At 72.9% G+C, this 15169-nt stretch carries 10 protein-coding genes and 1 pseudogene; 3 read left to right on the top strand and 8 right to left on the bottom strand.

The features are described 5' to 3' along the window. Nucleotides 1–72: 72 nt before the first annotated feature. On the bottom strand, nt 73–912 hold the full coding sequence (locus tag ACZ7L4_RS19335; protein ID WP_472103945.1) for a class I SAM-dependent methyltransferase: 840 nt from the start codon (nt 910–912) through the stop codon (nt 73–75). A 79-nt stretch (nt 913–991) separates the two neighbouring features. Between ACZ7L4_RS19335 and ACZ7L4_RS19330 the strand changes: the two are divergent. Next, nucleotides 992–2329 (top strand): annotated as a pseudogene (locus tag ACZ7L4_RS19330) (threonine/serine exporter family protein); the annotation flags it as partial. Nucleotides 2330–2438: 109 nt separating this feature from the next. Here ACZ7L4_RS19330 and ACZ7L4_RS19325 read toward each other — a convergent pair. Beyond that, entirely contained in the window at nt 2439–2927 is a 489-nt protein-coding gene (locus ACZ7L4_RS19325) for a MarR family winged helix-turn-helix transcriptional regulator (RefSeq protein ID WP_472103944.1), read from the bottom strand. Nucleotides 2928–3036: 109 nt separating this feature from the next. On the opposite strand from ACZ7L4_RS19325, the gene ACZ7L4_RS19320 reads away from it, so the two are divergent. Continuing rightward, the gene (locus tag ACZ7L4_RS19320) at nt 3037–3450 is read left to right on the top strand and encodes an organic hydroperoxide resistance protein (RefSeq protein ID WP_443264316.1); all 414 of its coding nucleotides are present in this window, start codon (nt 3037–3039) and stop codon (nt 3448–3450) included. A gap of 15 nt (nt 3451–3465) precedes the next feature. Here the strand turns inward: ACZ7L4_RS19320 and ACZ7L4_RS19315 are convergent, their stop codons facing one another. The 6 genes from ACZ7L4_RS19315 to ACZ7L4_RS19290 form a co-directional block, all read right to left on the bottom strand. Beyond that, nucleotides 3466–4776, bottom strand: a complete 1311-nt coding sequence (locus ACZ7L4_RS19315) for a hypothetical protein (protein ID WP_472103942.1) — start codon at nt 4774–4776, stop codon at nt 3466–3468. An 87-nt stretch (nt 4777–4863) separates the two neighbouring features. After that, the gene (locus tag ACZ7L4_RS19310; protein WP_472103940.1) at nt 4864–5706 is read right to left on the bottom strand and encodes a class I SAM-dependent methyltransferase; all 843 of its coding nucleotides are present in this window, start codon (nt 5704–5706) and stop codon (nt 4864–4866) included. Between the two features lie 160 nt (nt 5707–5866). Then, complete coding sequence (locus ACZ7L4_RS19305) at nt 5867–6748, bottom strand: carbohydrate ABC transporter permease (protein WP_450817291.1); 882 nt, start codon at nt 6746–6748, stop codon at nt 5867–5869. Beyond that, complete coding sequence (locus ACZ7L4_RS19300; RefSeq protein WP_472103938.1) at nt 6745–8148, bottom strand: carbohydrate ABC transporter permease; 1404 nt, start codon at nt 8146–8148, stop codon at nt 6745–6747. Before ACZ7L4_RS19300 ends, ACZ7L4_RS19305 begins: the two co-directional genes overlap by 4 nt. Nucleotides 8149–8155: 7 nt before the next feature. Beyond that, nucleotides 8156–9556 (bottom strand): ABC transporter substrate-binding protein, encoded by a 1401-nt coding sequence (locus ACZ7L4_RS19295; protein ID WP_472103937.1) that lies wholly within the window; start codon nt 9554–9556, stop codon nt 8156–8158. Between the two features lie 409 nt (nt 9557–9965). Next, entirely contained in the window at nt 9966–13082 is a 3117-nt protein-coding gene (locus tag ACZ7L4_RS19290) for an FHA domain-containing protein (RefSeq protein WP_472103935.1), read from the bottom strand. A 433-nt stretch (nt 13083–13515) separates the two neighbouring features. Here ACZ7L4_RS19290 and ACZ7L4_RS19285 point away from each other — a divergent pair, with 433 nt between their 5' ends. After that, on the top strand, nt 13516–15144 hold the full coding sequence (locus ACZ7L4_RS19285; protein WP_472103933.1) for a serine/threonine-protein kinase: 1629 nt from the start codon (nt 13516–13518) through the stop codon (nt 15142–15144). The last annotated feature ends 25 nt before the right edge of the window (nt 15145–15169 follow it).

Raw genomic sequence — 15169 nt, 5'->3', positions numbered from 1 at the left:
GTCTTCAAGGGGACTGTGACGCAGGATGACGCCCGGTTGGTCATCCTGCGTCACAGTCCCGCGTGCTGACACTCAGGTGCTCGCCACCAGGAAGTCCTCGCCGCTCGACGGGCGCAGGGCGTCCGCGCGGGCCGCGAAGTAGCGGGTCGCGAGCTCGGTGCCGGGGACGTGCTCGGCCGTCCTGAAGCCGGCCTCGCGGGCCAGGGTGAGCATGTCCTCGGGGGCGTAGAAGTTGAGGAAGGGTGTGCCGGCGGCGCTCGCGCCCTTCTTGCTGGTCTCCATGCCCGCGCGGTCCGCCGCGTCGATCAGCTCCGGCGGGAGGATGAAGGAGAGCGCGAGCGTCGAGCCCGGGGCCAGCTTCGCGGTCTGCTCCAGGGTGGCGGCCGTGGCCTCGCGGGTGAGGTACATGGCGACGCCCGTCGAGACGACGACCGCCGGGCGGCGCGGATCGAAGCCGGCCGCCGTGAGCCCGTCCCACCAGGACTCCCGGGCCTCGAAGTCGACGGGGACGAGGTGCAGGCGGGGCGGGACCCCGTAGCCGAGCGCTTCCAGGCGGGCGCGCTTCCAGGACTGCGGGCCCGGCTGGTCGACCTCGTAGATGTCGAGGCGAGCGGCGAGTTCGGGGCGGCGCTGGGCCAGCGTGTCCAGGCCCGCGCCGAGGATCACGTACTGGTCGACGCCGCGCTGCGACTCCTGTTCCACCAGGTCCTCGACGAAGCGGGCGCGTGACACCATCGCCGCGCGGAAACCGCGGGTCGCCGTCGGCTCCATGTCGGGGCGCTCGCGCCAGTCGGGCGCGGGCGCGAGCAGGCGCAGGCCCACCTCGTCCGCCAGGACGTGCGGCGCGTCGTCGACCTGGACGTGCATCGCCCGCCACAGGGCGCAGCGTTCGGCGGTGTTGTCTGGGTTCATTGGGGCGATGCTGGCAGGTTCGGTGCCGGCGCGAAACTCTTAAGCCGTTCAAGTGTGATGTCCGTTACGCTCCATTTGTATGCCTTCGAGGACCCGCCCCGCCGCCACCTTCGACCGCACCGACCCCTGGCTGACCAAAGCGCTGCCCCGGCTGCGCGGCATCGAGCCGACCAGAAGTTACGGCTACGGCGGTGAGTTGCTGCACGACGACGGGCGGGCCGACATGGAGGCCTACGGCGCGCGCGTCGCCGAGCTCGCCACGCGGCTCGGGGAGGCGCTCCTGTCGTACGGGGCCTCCGCCGAGGAGGCGGTCGCCGGGATGCTGGTCGTCGCCGAGACGTACGGGCTCAGCTACTGCGAGCCGAGCGTCACGCTCGCCTCCGTGTCGCTGTCGGCGCACGCGCCGGGGGAGCTCACGCCGCTGCACGCGAACCGGGTGATCCGCAAGCACGCCACCGACTTCCGCACGCTCGGCCACATCCACGCGCTCGTGGAGCGGATCAGCGCCAGGCAGCTCGGGCTCGACGAGGCCCGGGCCGCGACCGCGCGGATACTCGACGCCCCGGCGGAGCGGGGGCGGTGGGTGCGGTGGCGGGTGCCCGTGCAGACCGGCTTCGTGGCGGCCGGTGGTGGCATCGCGTTCGGTGGTGGCGCGCTGACCTCCGTGTGCGCGTTCGTCGCGGGGCTGCTCGGGGCGCTGCTGAGCGGGTGGCTGGGGCGTAATGGTGTGCCCGCGTTCTACCGGTCGGCCGTCGCGGCGATGCCGGCCGCCGTGCTCGCCGTCGCGATCAGCCACAGCGCGCCGCCCGCGACCGTGCAGTCCGTCGTCGTCGCCGGGGTGCTGGGGCTGCTGCCGACCGTCACCTTCGTCAGTGCCGTGCAGGACGCGCTCACCGGGCACTATCTGACCGCGCTCGGGCGGCTCTTCGACGCGATGCTGGTGTTCGCGGCGGTGGTCACGGGCGTGGTCGCCGTGCTCGGCGTGGGGCGGCTCGTCGGGTTCGAGGCGCCGGTCGTGCCGACGGCCGAGCGGGCCGAGTACCTGGGGGCGCCCGCGGTGGGCGCCGCGGTGTTCTCGGTGGCCGTGGCGGCGCGGGCGCGCACGCCACGGCGCGACTGGGTGCCCGCCGCGCTGCTCGGGATCGGCGGGTTCGTGGTGGCGGCCGAGTTCGCGGTCCTCGGGCTTCCGTCGCTCGTCGGTACGGCGGTGGTGGCGGCCGGTGTCGGGTGCGCCGCGCATGCCGTGGCCCGGCGGCGGCGGGAGTCCGCGCTGCCGCTCGTCGTTCCCGGGATCGCGCCGTTGCTGCCGGGCAGTGCGTTGTACGTGGCGTTGGCCGCGCTTGCCTCCGGGCGGACCACGACGGGGGTGGGGGGACTGGTGCATGCCGCCGGGGTGACGTTGGCGATCGCCGTGGGGGTGGGGCTCGCGGGGGAGGCGGCGCAGCTTGTCCGGAGGGTCCGGGGGGCGGGGAGTGTTTCGGTGCGGCGGGGTGGGCGTCACGGGGCTCCGCCCCGGGCCCCGCTCCTCAATCGCCGGAGGGGCTTGAACTGGGGCTCGATCTCGCCCACCCGTCCAGCGCGTCCGTCAGGCGCTCAAGGCGCGTCCTCAGGGTTTCGATCTCCTCCAGGTCGAAGCCTGTCGCCGCGGCGATCTGGCGCGGGACCTCGGCCGCGGCGGTCTTCAGGGTCGCGCCGGCGTCCGTGAGGGCGACCGTCACCGAGCGCTCGTCCGTGGCGCTGCGCTCGCGGCGCACCAGGCCGTTCGCCTCCAGGCGCTTGAGGAGCGGGGAGAGAGTGCCGGAGTCGAGGCGGAGGCGTTCGCCGAGGCGCTTGACCGGGAGCGGGCCCTCGTCCTCCGCGGCCTCCCAGAGCACCAGCATGACCAGGTACTGGGGGTAGGTGAGGCCCAGGTCCTTGAGCAGCGTCCGGTAGACGCCGCCGAAGGCGCGGGACGCCGAGTTGAGCGCGAAGCAGATCTGGCGGTCGAGCAGGAGGTACTCGTCGGTGCTGGCCATGGAAACAGGGTACTCGTCGCGCGATTGAGTTGTGCACAATTGAATTGTGTGCTCTATTTAGAGGTACGCAGAGAGCGCAGCGACCAACCGAACCGAGAGGCAGGTCCCCATGGACGCCATCTACACCGCCGTCGCCACCGCCACCCACGGCCGCGACGGGCGCGCCGTCTCCTCGGACGGCGTCATCGACCTCCAGCTCGGCGTGCCCACCGCGATGGGCGGCAACGGCCAGGGCTCCAACCCCGAGCAGCTCTTCGCCGCCGGGTACGCGGCCTGCTTCGGCAGCGCGCTCGGGCTCGTCGGCCGGGGCGCCAAGGTGGACGTCTCCGACGCCGCCGTCACGGCCGAGGTCTCCATCGGCAAGGAGGGGGAGGGCTTCGGGCTCGCCGTCGTGCTCCGCGTCGAGCTGCCCGACTCGGTCGACGCCGAGACCGGCCGCAAGCTGGTCGAGCAGGCGCACCAGGTGTGCCCGTACTCGAACGCGACCCGCGGCAACATCGACGTACAGCTCGTCGTCGAATAGGCCGTCCAGCGGACGCTAAGTGCGCCTGGGTGAGCCCCCGTTGACCCGCGCCAGCGCCTCGCCCGTGCGCGGGCCCCATGCCACGAGCACCGCCTCCGGCGGCAGCCGCTCGTCCCGGTCGAGCAGCAGCCAGCGCACGCGGTAGCGGTCGGCGATCGCCTGGCGTTCGGCGCGGGTGGAGCCGGGGGAGAGGTAGGCGCGCACCGCCGCCCGGCGCCGGTCCCGTTCGGCCCTGTCGACGACCGGGTCGGGGCGGGCGGGCGCGACCAGCGTCGGCCCGTGGCCCGGCAGGGAGCGGACCGCGCGGTAGCCGTCCGTCAGGACCACGTCGCCGGGCGGGATGTGCTGCGCGGCCCACGCGTAGTCGGGCCAGCTCGGCGGCGGGTCGAGGGCCGTGGCCAGGCAGCCGAGCGCCGCGCCCGTCGCCGCCAGCGCGCCGAGCGCCCGGCGCCGCCGCTGCCAAGGACGCGGCGCCGCCAGGGCGATCGCCAGGACGAGCTGGAGCGGCACCACCGTGAGGACCATCGCCGCGCCGTACGCGGAGGGGTGCAGCAGCGCCGCGTACGCGAGGGCGACGACGCCCGCCGCGCACAGGAGTACGAGGGGGTCCCCGCGGTCGCGTCGCAGGCGCAGCCACAGCGGCGGGAGGCCGATGAGCGCGAGCCACGGGACGTGCGGCGTCGCGGGGTCCGTGTCCGGCCACAGCCACACCAGGCCGACCGCCGCGAGCCCCGCCACGGTCCACTGCGCGCCCTGGCGCCGCAGTCGCCACGCCGCCGCCCACACCCAGAACGCGAGCCCGATCGCGAACGTCGACGGGTAGCCCAGGTCGATCGTCAGCGAGCGCAGCGCGAGCGGTTCGGTCCGCCAGTCCGTGCTCGTCCCCCACAGCACCGTCAGCGTCAACAGGGCCAGGACCGGCGCCCATTGGCGGGACGTGAGGGTGCGGACCAAGCGGTTCAGGCCGGTCAGGAGGACCAGCAGGTTGACCGGGCCCGCGAGCTTCATGACCTCCCAGCCCGTCAGGCCCGTCGCCCGAGCGAAGAGGCCCTCCGCCATCGCGTACGGCGAGTAGAGGTACGGGCTGCCCGCGCCCGGCAGGTCGACCAGCGGGTGGCCCGGGTGCGCCAGGCTCACCTTCAGGCGTTCGATCACGGCCGCGTGCAGCCCGTACTCGTAGGCCATCGGCACCCACCAGTACGCGAGCGTCAGCAGCAGCCAGCACAGGCCGCCGAAGACGAAGAACGGGGTCGGGCGCCAGAACTGCCCGCCGCGCAGCGCCGTCGCGCCGCGCGCCGCTCCGCGCACGAGTGCGGTGGTCGTCATGTACGGCATGGGGCATGCGTGCCCCGTCGGCGCGCCCCGCCCCGCCTTTCGTGGGCCGTGCGGGTGACGAAAGGCGGGGCCCGGGGGTCAGCGGCCCAGCAGCGAGCGCAGCCGTCCCTTCGGGCGCGGGGCCTGTGTGGGCACGGCCGAGGCGGTCGACTCGTAGCGCGACACCGGCTGGGCCGGGCGCTTCGCCTTCTTGCCGTCGATGCGGATCATCGAGTGCCCGGCGACCTCCTCCGCGCCGTGCCAGAAGTCCTTGCGGCCGGCGAGCATCGCGCCCAGCTCGGTGCGCACCGGCTCGAACGCGCCCCACGTCCCGTAGAACTTGGTCGCCGTGATGCACAGCGGCTTCAGCCCGGTCGTGGCGACCGCGCCCCACGTCGCGGCCGCGACCCCCGGGCAGTGCTCGGCGCGGAAGTCGTCGAGCACGACGATGCCGTCCTCGCCGAGGAGTTCGCGGGACGCCTCGATGTCTCCGTGCACGTGCTCGTACAGATGCGAGGCGTCGACGTGCACGAAGCGGCAGCTGTCGGGGGCGACCACGGACGTGATCACGTTCGAGGGGCCCTGCACCACCTCGGGCAACTCGTCATGGAAGGCGCGGTAGTTGGCCTCGAAGGCGGTTCGGGTGAGGGTGCTGTAGGACTTGTTCATCTCCTTGTCGTTCGCCTGGTCGTCGGCGGGCGAGTCGAACAGGTCGCAGACCGTGAAGGTCTCCTTCTCCTCCAGGTACTGCCCCATGAAGATGGCGCTCTTGCCCAGGTAGACGCCGAGTTCGAGGAGATCCCCGTCCTGGCCGAGCGCGCGCTGCCGGCTCAGGAACCAGTCGAAGAGCACCTGGTCGATGTTGTGGAACCAGCCTTTGACGTCGTCGAGCGCGGCCGGGCGCGGCAGCTCGGCGGGCGCGGTGTGGGACTCGTGCTGCATGTCAGCTCCAGTACGGATGACGTGGGTGCGGGCCCCGCGGGCGTCGCGCTCGGCCCACGGGGCCCGGGAGGCCATCCGCTCTGGGTAGGTGCCCGGGATGTCCTCGTGGTGGACGGGAGGGAACGAGAGACCCTCCCGCTCGAAAAATCCCGGTTGTTCGCTATTTGACGGCACCCGCCATCACGCCGGACACGAACTGGCGTTGGAACGCGAAGAACACGGCCAGCGGGATCACCATCGAGATGAACGCGCCGGGACCGAGCACATCGACGTTGTTGCCGAACTGCCGCACCTGGGTCTGCAGCGCGACCGTGATCGGCTGGCTGTCGGTGTCCGTGAAGATCAGCGCGACCAGCATGTCGTTCCACACCCACAGGAACTGGAAGATGCCGAGCGAGGCGATCGCGGGCGCGCCGAGCGGCATCACCACCCGCAGGAACAGCCGCAGTTCGCCCGAGCCGTCCAGGCGGGCCGCCTCCAGGAGCTCGCGCGGGATCTCCGCGAAGAAGTTCCGCAGCAGGAACACCGCGAACGGCAGCCCGAACCCGACATGGAAAAGGATCACGCCGAGGATCGAGCCGAAGATGCCGATGTCGCCGAAGAGCCGGGCGATCGGCACGAGCGCGACCTGCACGGGAACCACGAGCAGCCCGACCACGACCAGGAACCACCAGTCGCGGCCCGGGAACTCCATCCACGCGAACGCGTACCCGGCCAGCGAGCCGATCACGATCACGAGCAGGGTCGCGGGCACCGTGATCAGGGCCGTGTTGACCAGGGAACGCGTGATGTCCGAGTTCTCCAGGAGGCTGCTGTAGCTCTCGAAGGTCAGCTGCGCCGGCTTGCTGAACACGGTCCACCAGCCGCTGTCCGCCATGTCCTCGGGAGAGCGCAGCGAGGAGAACAGCAGGCCGATCGTCGGCACCAGCCACAGCGCGCCGACCAGCAACAGCACGAACTGGACGAACCCGCCGCTGAGCATGTCGCCGATCCGGCGCGCGAACGAGCGCGGGGCCTTCACGGTGTCGTCGAGAGTGCTCATCGCCTCGTCTCCCGCCGCAGCCGCCTCATGTTGAACCACATCACCGGGATCACGAGCAGCAGGAGCAGCACCGCGATCGCGCTGGCCAGGCCCTCGTTGTCCTCACTGAACGCCGAGCGGTACAGCTGCAGGGCCAGCACGTTGGCGTCGTCCTGCGAGGCCCCCGGCGCGATGATGAAGATCAGGTCGAAGATCTTCAGTACGTTGATCATCAGCGTGACGAGGACGACCGCGAGCACGGGCGCCAGGAGCGGCACCGTGACCCGGCGGAACACCTGCCACTCGGAGGCGCCGTCCACCCGCGCCGCCTCCAGGAGCTCGCGGGGGATGCCGGCGAGGCCCGCCCCGATGAGCACCATCGCGAACCCGGCCCACATCCATACGTACGCGACCATGATCGAGGTCGTCACGATGTTGAGGTACAGATCGAAGCCGCCGAGGTGGATCGTGAAGAACTTCTTGTCGCCGAGCCAGTCGGCGCCGTTGTACGGCTCCTTGAAGTTGGCCGCGGGAAGCCGGAGTTGGGCGCCGTCGGCCGCTTGCGGGAGCTTGAACGTGCCGTCGGCGGCGGCCGTCGTGGAGGCGACGACCTTGCCGTTCTTGACGGCCTCGACGCGCATGCCCGGGTAGCCGACCTCACTGGCGTCGATCTTGTCGCGGCTGCCCGCGCCCTTGCCGAGGGTGAAGTCCTGCCAGACGGTGCCGGTGATGCCGGTGGCTCCGGTGGCGGGTTCCTTCGCGGGCTTGGCGTCCTTGGGCATCTGGTCGGCGGCGACGCCGACCAGCGGGAGCAGTACGGGAGTTCCGGCCTTGACCGGTTCCTTGGTGAGGAACGGGCCGCCGCTCTTCCCGGTGAGCGTGTCGGGCCCCCGGGGATGCGCCTTCGGGAACGCGGAGGACTCGGCGAACGTGTCGTGCACCCCCACCATGACCGCGTTCACCGCGCCCTTCTCCGGGTCCTGGTCGTAGACGAGCCGGAAGATGATGCCCGCGGCCAGCATCGAGATGGCCATCGGCATGAAGACCACCAGCTTGAACGCGGTGGCCCAGCGGATCCGCTCGGTGAGCACGGCGAAGATCAGGCCGAGCGCGGTGGCGACCGTCGGGGCGAGCACCACCCACCAGATGTTGTTGTTGATCGCGGCCTTGGTGTCCTCGCGCGTGAACAGCGTCTCGTAGTTGTCGAACCCGATGAACGAGCCGCCCGAGGCGTTGAAGAAGCTGCGGACGACCGAGTACCCGATCGGGTACACGACCAGGGCGCCGAGCAGGACCAGGGCGGGCAGCAGGAAGAGCGCGGCGACGGACCTGCGGGTGCCGGTCACGCTCTTACGGGTGCGTGGTGACGTCGCGGCGGCAGCCCCGGGGTCCGGGGCGCCGCCGCTCGCGGCGGAGGTCATCGCCGTGTCAGTCCTTGAACGCCTTGGTCGCTTCGGCCTCCAGGGTCTTCTGGGTGCCCGCGACGTCCTTGGGGTTCATCAGGAAGTCCTGCAGCGCCTTCCACTCGCCCTTGCCGGGTGTACCGCCGAAGGCCTGCGGCATCTGGTCCGACATGTCGAAGCGGAAGTCGTTGCCGACGCCCACCAGCTGCTTGGCGATCTCGCGCTGCACGGCGTTCGGGTACGAGGCGAGGTCCACATTCTTGTTGGGGGAGAGGTAGCCTCCCAACTTGGCCTGGATCGTGGCCGCTTCGGGCGAGGCCAGCCACGTCACCAGCGCCTGCGCCGCCTGCGAGTCCTTCAGGATCACCGCGGCGTCACCGCCACTGACCACCGGACGGTCCCCGGAGCCGACGGCCGGGAACGGGAACACCTTCGCGTCCGTGCCGACCTTCGCCTTCGTCTGCTGGATGTTGACCTGCACGAAGTCGCCCTCGTAGACCATGGCGCCCTTGGGCTGCTCGCCGCCGGTGAAGGTCTGCTCGACCGACTTCGTGAACTCGGTCTGCACGGCGACCTTGTTGCCGCCCGCGAGGAAGTCCTTCTTGCCCCACAGCTCGGCGAGCGTGGTGAGCGCGTCCTTCACGGACGGGTCGGTCCACTTGATGTTGTGCTTGGCGAGCTGGTCGTACTTCTCGGGCCCCGCCTGGGAGAGATAGATGTTCTCGAACCAGTCGGTGAGCGGCCAGCCGTCGGCGCCGCCGACGGAGAACGGCGTGACACCCGAGTCGTAGATCGCCTGAGAGGTGCTCAGGAGGTCCTTCCAGGTGTTCGGCTCCTTGGCGGCCGCGTTCTCGAAGACCTTGGTGTTGTACCAGATCAGGGACTTGTTGGCGGCCTTGTAGTACGCGCCGTACTGCTTGCCGGCGACCTTGCCGAGGTCCTGCCAGCCCTGCGCGTAGTTCTTCGTGAGCTGCGCCTGGGCGTCCTCGCCCAGCGGCTTGGCCCACTTCTTGTCGACGGCCTGCTTGATGGCGCCGGGCTGCGGCAGCATCGCGACGTCCGGCGGGGCGCCGCCGGCCACCTTCGAGCCGAGGAAGTTGATGATCGGGTCCTGGGCGGGGACGAAGGTGACCTTCGCGCCCGTCCGCTTCTCGAACTCCGTGAGCACCTGCTTGAAGTTCTTCTGCTCGTCGCCCGTCCACACGGCGGCGATCTCCAGCGACTTGCCGTTCAGCTTCGGCAGCTTGACCGAGGACGCGGGCGTCTTGCCGCCGTCCCCGCCGTCCTTGCCGTTGTCGTCGTCGCCTCCACAGGCGGTGAGCGTGAGCGCGAGGGAACCGATGGCGAGGCCCACGAGGGCCGTGCGGAAGGTGCTCCTGCGGGTGCTGGGTGTGTGTGTACGAAGAGTGCTGCGAGTGCTGCCCATCACTGCCCCGTTCTCGTCCTGAACGCTGAACGTACGTACTGAGCGCTGTCCCGTGCGCACTGGTCTACGCCCGGCCAGGGAGAACCGGCAAGGGTGCCAGGGCTGTAAACCGGGTGATCGTGACGGGGTCGTGATGCGTCAACCCACGGAGTGCGCAAGGCGGTTGGGCCGGCTAACCCCGCTCACCTCCCACCACCCGCCCCCCTCCGGGGGGCGTCGGCCCCGCGGGGTGCCGCAACCGCCTTGGGCAATCTGCCGCCTTGGGCGGCAGGGTGGGCAAGGCGGCCCCCGGTGCCGCGCGACGGGTCCGACGGGGCGCCGCCCCGTGGCAGGTCGGCCGCGCCGCGGTTGCGGCCTCGGGGCTCTGCCCCGGACCCCGCGCCTCAATCGCCGGCGGGGCTTGATGTGCTCAGAGCAGCGACGGGACCTCGGTGGCCGAGACGGAGCGGGCCGCGCGTTCCAGGGCGCTGGCCAGGAGGGCCAGGTCCGTGGGGCCGTTGCCCAGTTCGCGGACCGGGCGGCGGTCCGGGGGGTCGCCCATGCGGGCCCATTCGAGCGCCACCACGGTGGGCCGCTGCGTGGCCGTGCGAGGGATGCGCCCGGTGACCCGGCCCGCCTGCACCTCCACGTCACGCCCGTCCGCCCCGTGCAACACCCCGCGCCCCGGCGCCGGATCCTCGCTCCCGGTCCCCGGTGCGTCCAGCACCACCCGCGGCCGCGCCGTCCACCCCGCCGCCCCGCCGGAGGCGAACGCCGCGACGAGATGCACCCCGAGCCGCTCCCCGTCCCGTACGACGGCCTCCAGGGCCCGCACGACCGACCCGGCGGCCGGCCGCCCCATCGACCCGAGCGGCGGCGAGAGCAACGCGTCCAGATCGTCCACGACGACCACGAGCCGCGGCAGCGGAGGACCGGCCTCCGCCCGCTCCCGGGTGGCCCCGGGCCGCAGCCGCATCGTCGAGCTCGGCGGCACGTCCACGTCCCCGGAACTCTCGGAGGACGGCGCCCCGCGCTGGGACACGACCCGGCCGGCGACGGCCCGCTGCGTGTGCCACTCCGAGAAGTGCGTACGCCCTATGAGCTCGGCCCGCCGCTTCAGCTCGGTGCTCAGCGCCTGCGCGAACTCCCGCATCCGTACGGGGTCGTTGGCGGCGAGATGCGTCGTCACGTGCGGGAGGTCCGTGCAGACGCGCAGGCCCTCCGCGCGCTCCCCGCCCGACGTCCCGTCGACCAGCACCATGCCGAGCCGGTCGGGCCGCTCCGCCGCGGCGAGCGAGGCGGCGACCGAACGCAGCAGCTCCGTACGGCCACTGCCCGCGGGCCCCTCGATCAGCAGGTGCGGCCCCTCGGCGGCCAGGTCCACGGTCAGCGGGCCGCGCGGCCCGGCCCCGAGCACGGCCCACACGCGCCCGCCGAGCGAGTCCGGATCGTCCCCGGCCGCCGCCCAGCGCGCCATGAGGGACGCCGGTGTGGCACGCGCGAGCCCCAACTCGTCCAGAAGACGGGAGGTCTGCGGCAGCGGCGCCGACACGCGCGAGACCGGCCGGTCCCCGGCACCGCCCACCGCGTCCGGGCGCAACGGCGCGAGCGCCCGCGCGAACCGCTCCGCCCAGGCGAGCGACACCGCGTCGGCCGTACCGACCGTGCCGTGCCCGACGAGCTGTCCCTGCGCCGCCCGGTGCAGCCGCAGCGTCGTCGCCACGTCGCCGCTGAGCAGCGCCACCGCCCCGCACGCGCGGAACGCCGGGCTCTCGGCGCACGCGGCCTCGTAGCTCTGCGTGGCCGGTGAGGCGGGCGAGGCGGCGGGCGCCTCGGCCAGGCACACGACGTGGATCCCGGCCGCGGCCCCTTCGGCGGCGAGCCGCACCGTGGCCTCTCGCAGCGAGGCGCTTCCGGGGTCGCCGTCGATCACGACGACCGTGGCGGCGACGGGCTCGTCGGCGGACTGCGCCGAGGGCCTGAACCCCGCCGCGTGGTCGTCGAGGCGGCGCAGCAGCTCGTTCGTACGCGCCGCCGCCTGCTCCCGGTCGTACGCGAGGAGCAGCCGGCAGTCCTGGCCGTGGGCGGGCCGCACCTGGGGCAGCCAGCCGAGCCAGGACCAGTCGGCGACCCGCTCCTCCAGGGAGCGCGCCCGGTCGGTCGAGATCAGCACGAGCTCCAGGTGCTCCGGCGCGTGCAGCGTCGTGAGCTGGGCGATGGCGCAGCGGGCCAGGCCGGCGAGCCGCGCGCGCGGCCCCGCGAGCCCGAGGGCCCCGGCCTCGGCGAGCCCCACGGTCACCGGCACCGCGGGCAGCAGCCCCACGCCGCCGGGGCCCGGCCGGTCGACGCTGCCGAGCCGCACCGCGAGCGCCTCCGCGTGACCGGGGCCGCGCTCCCACAGACGCGGCCCAGGGCCGAGCGCGGTGAGCAGGAGCGCCGCGGCGTCGGGCCAGGTCTCGGCGGTTCCGGTGACGGGCCTGGGCTCCTCCTCGTACGAGGGGGCCTCATCAGGGAGTGTCCCGGGGTCGGCGACGGATTCCGAGAGCTGCGGGGTGCGCAGCACGTGCGGCTCGTAGATCTCGTGGTGCTGGTCGTCCATGGCGAAGCCGTCGTGCTCGTCGCGCCTGCCGCGGCGCAGCAGCCGGGAGAGCCCGCCGCGCTTGCGCGGGGCGCGCGGCAGCGTGGTGCCGCGCGCGGGGGTGCTCACGCGCGTGCCCTCCGCCTCCTCGGCCGGCTCCGGCTCGGACACGAGGGGCCGCGCGCCGCCCTGGGCGGCATCGCTCGCCGCGCCCCAGGCGGAGTCCCCGTACGCGTGCCGGGTCTCCTGGTCGGGGTCGGTGGCGGGAGCCTGCGCGGGCGCGTCAACCGGCTGCTCGGCGAACAGCACCCGTACGTGTCCCTCCCCGTCCGGCGCCGTGCGCAGCGGCCTGGGGCGGGCGGCGTCACCGGCGACGGAGACCCGCAGCGCCGATTCGCCGAGGCGCACCAGGGAACCGGGGGACAGGCGGACGGGGCGGGCGTCGAGGGGGCGGCCGTCCACCGACGTCCCGTTCGTCGACTCCAGGTCCTCCACCGAGATCCGGCCGTCGGCGCCGAGCGTCACCGCGCAGTGCAGCCGTGACACGTCCGGGTCGTCGAGGGAGACGTCCGCGTCGGCGGAGCGGCCGATGCGGATCTGCCCGCCGTGCAACAGGTGGACGCCGCCCGCGTCGGGGCCCGCGACCACATGGAGCTGGGCCGCCGCGCCGTCCGGCTCGGGGCCGGGGTCGACGGGGGCGCCGAGCGCGATCACCGCGCCGTCGATCAGCGGGGGCTCACCTATGACGCAGCGCTGCGCGTCGAGCCGCTGCGTGCCCGCGTACAGGGTCGTGGAGCCCGCCTCGCCGCCCGCGACGGCGGTGGCCAGGCCGGAGGCGACCGCGGCGAGTGCCGTGCCCGCGGGGGCCGTGACCAGTACGTCGACACCGCGCGCGAGTGTGTCGTCACCACGTGCGAGCATGTCGGGGCGCGTGCCCAGGGGGTCTACGACGGTAAGCCGGATCTGCATCGCCGCCTGCGGTCCCTTCTGCGCGGGCGCCCGGAAACAGAGGGGCTGCCCCGCGGTCCCCCACCGCAGATTCCCCCCACCGCCACGGGCACGTCAGCCAGTGCTGAAGGCATCCTTGCACTTGCCGCTGACAACACGCCCGTCAGCCACCCGTAAGTGATCTTGATTGGTCGGCTCTGCCCGTAAAAGTGCCTGCTCGTTGCCCGCTTGAGATCGGTCACGTCGTCCCGCGGCAACCAACAGCCCCAGCCGTGCGTCTTTCCGTCGAACACGGGTAGGCCCGGGGCCGTACACGGGTGGGGCGTCAGGCGCCCGTCCGGCACGGAAAGCCACAGAAGATCGACAGTCGGTACCGGGGGATCCGCCACTAGAGTGGGTCGGAACACCCGGAACCAGGTGACCCAAGCAAGTACCGATGCAGGGAGCGCATGACGTGCGGCCGGTAGGCAGCAAGTACCTGCTCGAGGAGCCGCTCGGACGCGGCGCCACGGGCACCGTCTGGCGAGCCCGCCAGCGCGAGACGGCGGGCGCGGAGGCGGCCGTCGCCGGCCAGCCCGGCGAGACCGTCGCGATCAAGGTCCTCAAGGAAGAGCTCGCCAACGACGCGGACGTGGTGATGCGCTTCCTCAGGGAGCGCTCCGTCCTGCTGCGGCTCACCCACCCGAACATCGTGCGGGTGCGCGACCTCGTGGTGGAGGGCGATCTGCTCGCCCTCGTCATGGACCTCGTCGAGGGCCCGGACCTGCACCGCTACTTGCGCGAGAACGGACCGTTCTCGCCGGTCGGCGCCGCACTCCTGACGGCCCAGGTCGCCGACGCGCTGGCCGCCTCGCACGCGGACGGGGTCGTGCACCGCGACCTCAAGCCGGCGAACGTCCTGCTCAAGCAGGACACCGGCGAGATGTACCCGATGCTCACCGACTTCGGCATCGCCCGCCTCGCCGACTCCCCGGGCCTGACCCGCACCCACGAGTTCGTCGGCACTCCCGCCTACGTGGCGCCCGAGTCCGCCGAGGGCCGCCCGCAGACCAGCGCCGTCGACGTCTACGGCGCGGGCATCCTGCTGTACGAGCTGGTCACGGGCCGGCCTCCGTTCTCCGGCGGCTCGGCGCTCGAGGTCCTGCACCAGCACCTCAGCGCCGAACCGCGCCGTCCCTCGACGGTCCCTGACCCGCTGTGGACGGTCATCGAGCGCTGCCTGCGCAAGAACCCGGACGAGCGGCCGAGCGCGGAGAACCTCGCGCGCGGCCTGCGCACCGTCGCCGAGGGCATCGGCGTGCACGCGAACAGCGCGCAGATCGCCGCCGCGGAGGGCGTCGGCGCGCTCCTGATGCCGGACCCCACCCCGGCCCAGGTCCCGGGCACCCCCGGCACCTCGGACGCGGACCCGACGCAGGTGCTGCCGAACAACGCGGCGGCCGCCGGCTTCGCGGGGGCGGCGGGCGCGGCGGCCGGTGCCGCGGCGGCGGGAGCGTACGACCCGAACGCGGCGACCAGCGTCATGCGGCAGCAGGGCAACGACCAGGGCGGTGACGCCGCCGATCCGACCGCCGTCATGCCGCCGATGCCGCAGGGCCCGCCGGAGCAGATGCCGGACGCCTGGGGCAACCAGCTGCGCGCGGCCCGCGACCGCAACGAACAGACGCAGGTGCAGTACCTCGACCCGAACGAGGACCCGCTGCGCCGCCGTCCGCAACGCCAGGTCGCGCGACCGCAGCAGCAACAGCAGCCGCAGCAGTACGCGCCGCGTCAGCCGCAGCAGCAGCCCCAGCAGTACGCGCCGCCGCAGCAGCCGCCGCCCCGCCAGGCACCGCGCCGGGAGCCGGAGCCGCGCGAGCCGCGCCGCCGCAGCCCCAACCGGATGCGGATCCCGGGCCTCGGCTGCCTCAAGGGCTGCCTGTTCATGATCGTGATGCTCTTCGTGGTGAGCTGGCTGGTCTGGGAGTTCACCCCGCTCCAGGACTGGATCGGCACCGGCAAGGGCTACTGGGCCCAGATCTCCGACTGGTTCTCCACGGTGTCCGGCTGGATCGGCGATCTGGGGAGCAAGACCGGAAATTAGCGACAGCCGAACCGGCAGCCGAATT

Source organism: Streptomyces sp. NPDC107575 (genome assembly GCF_055657265.1).
The sequence above is the reverse complement of the archived record's forward strand: the minus strand, read 5'-3'. Positions and strand labels throughout refer to the sequence as shown.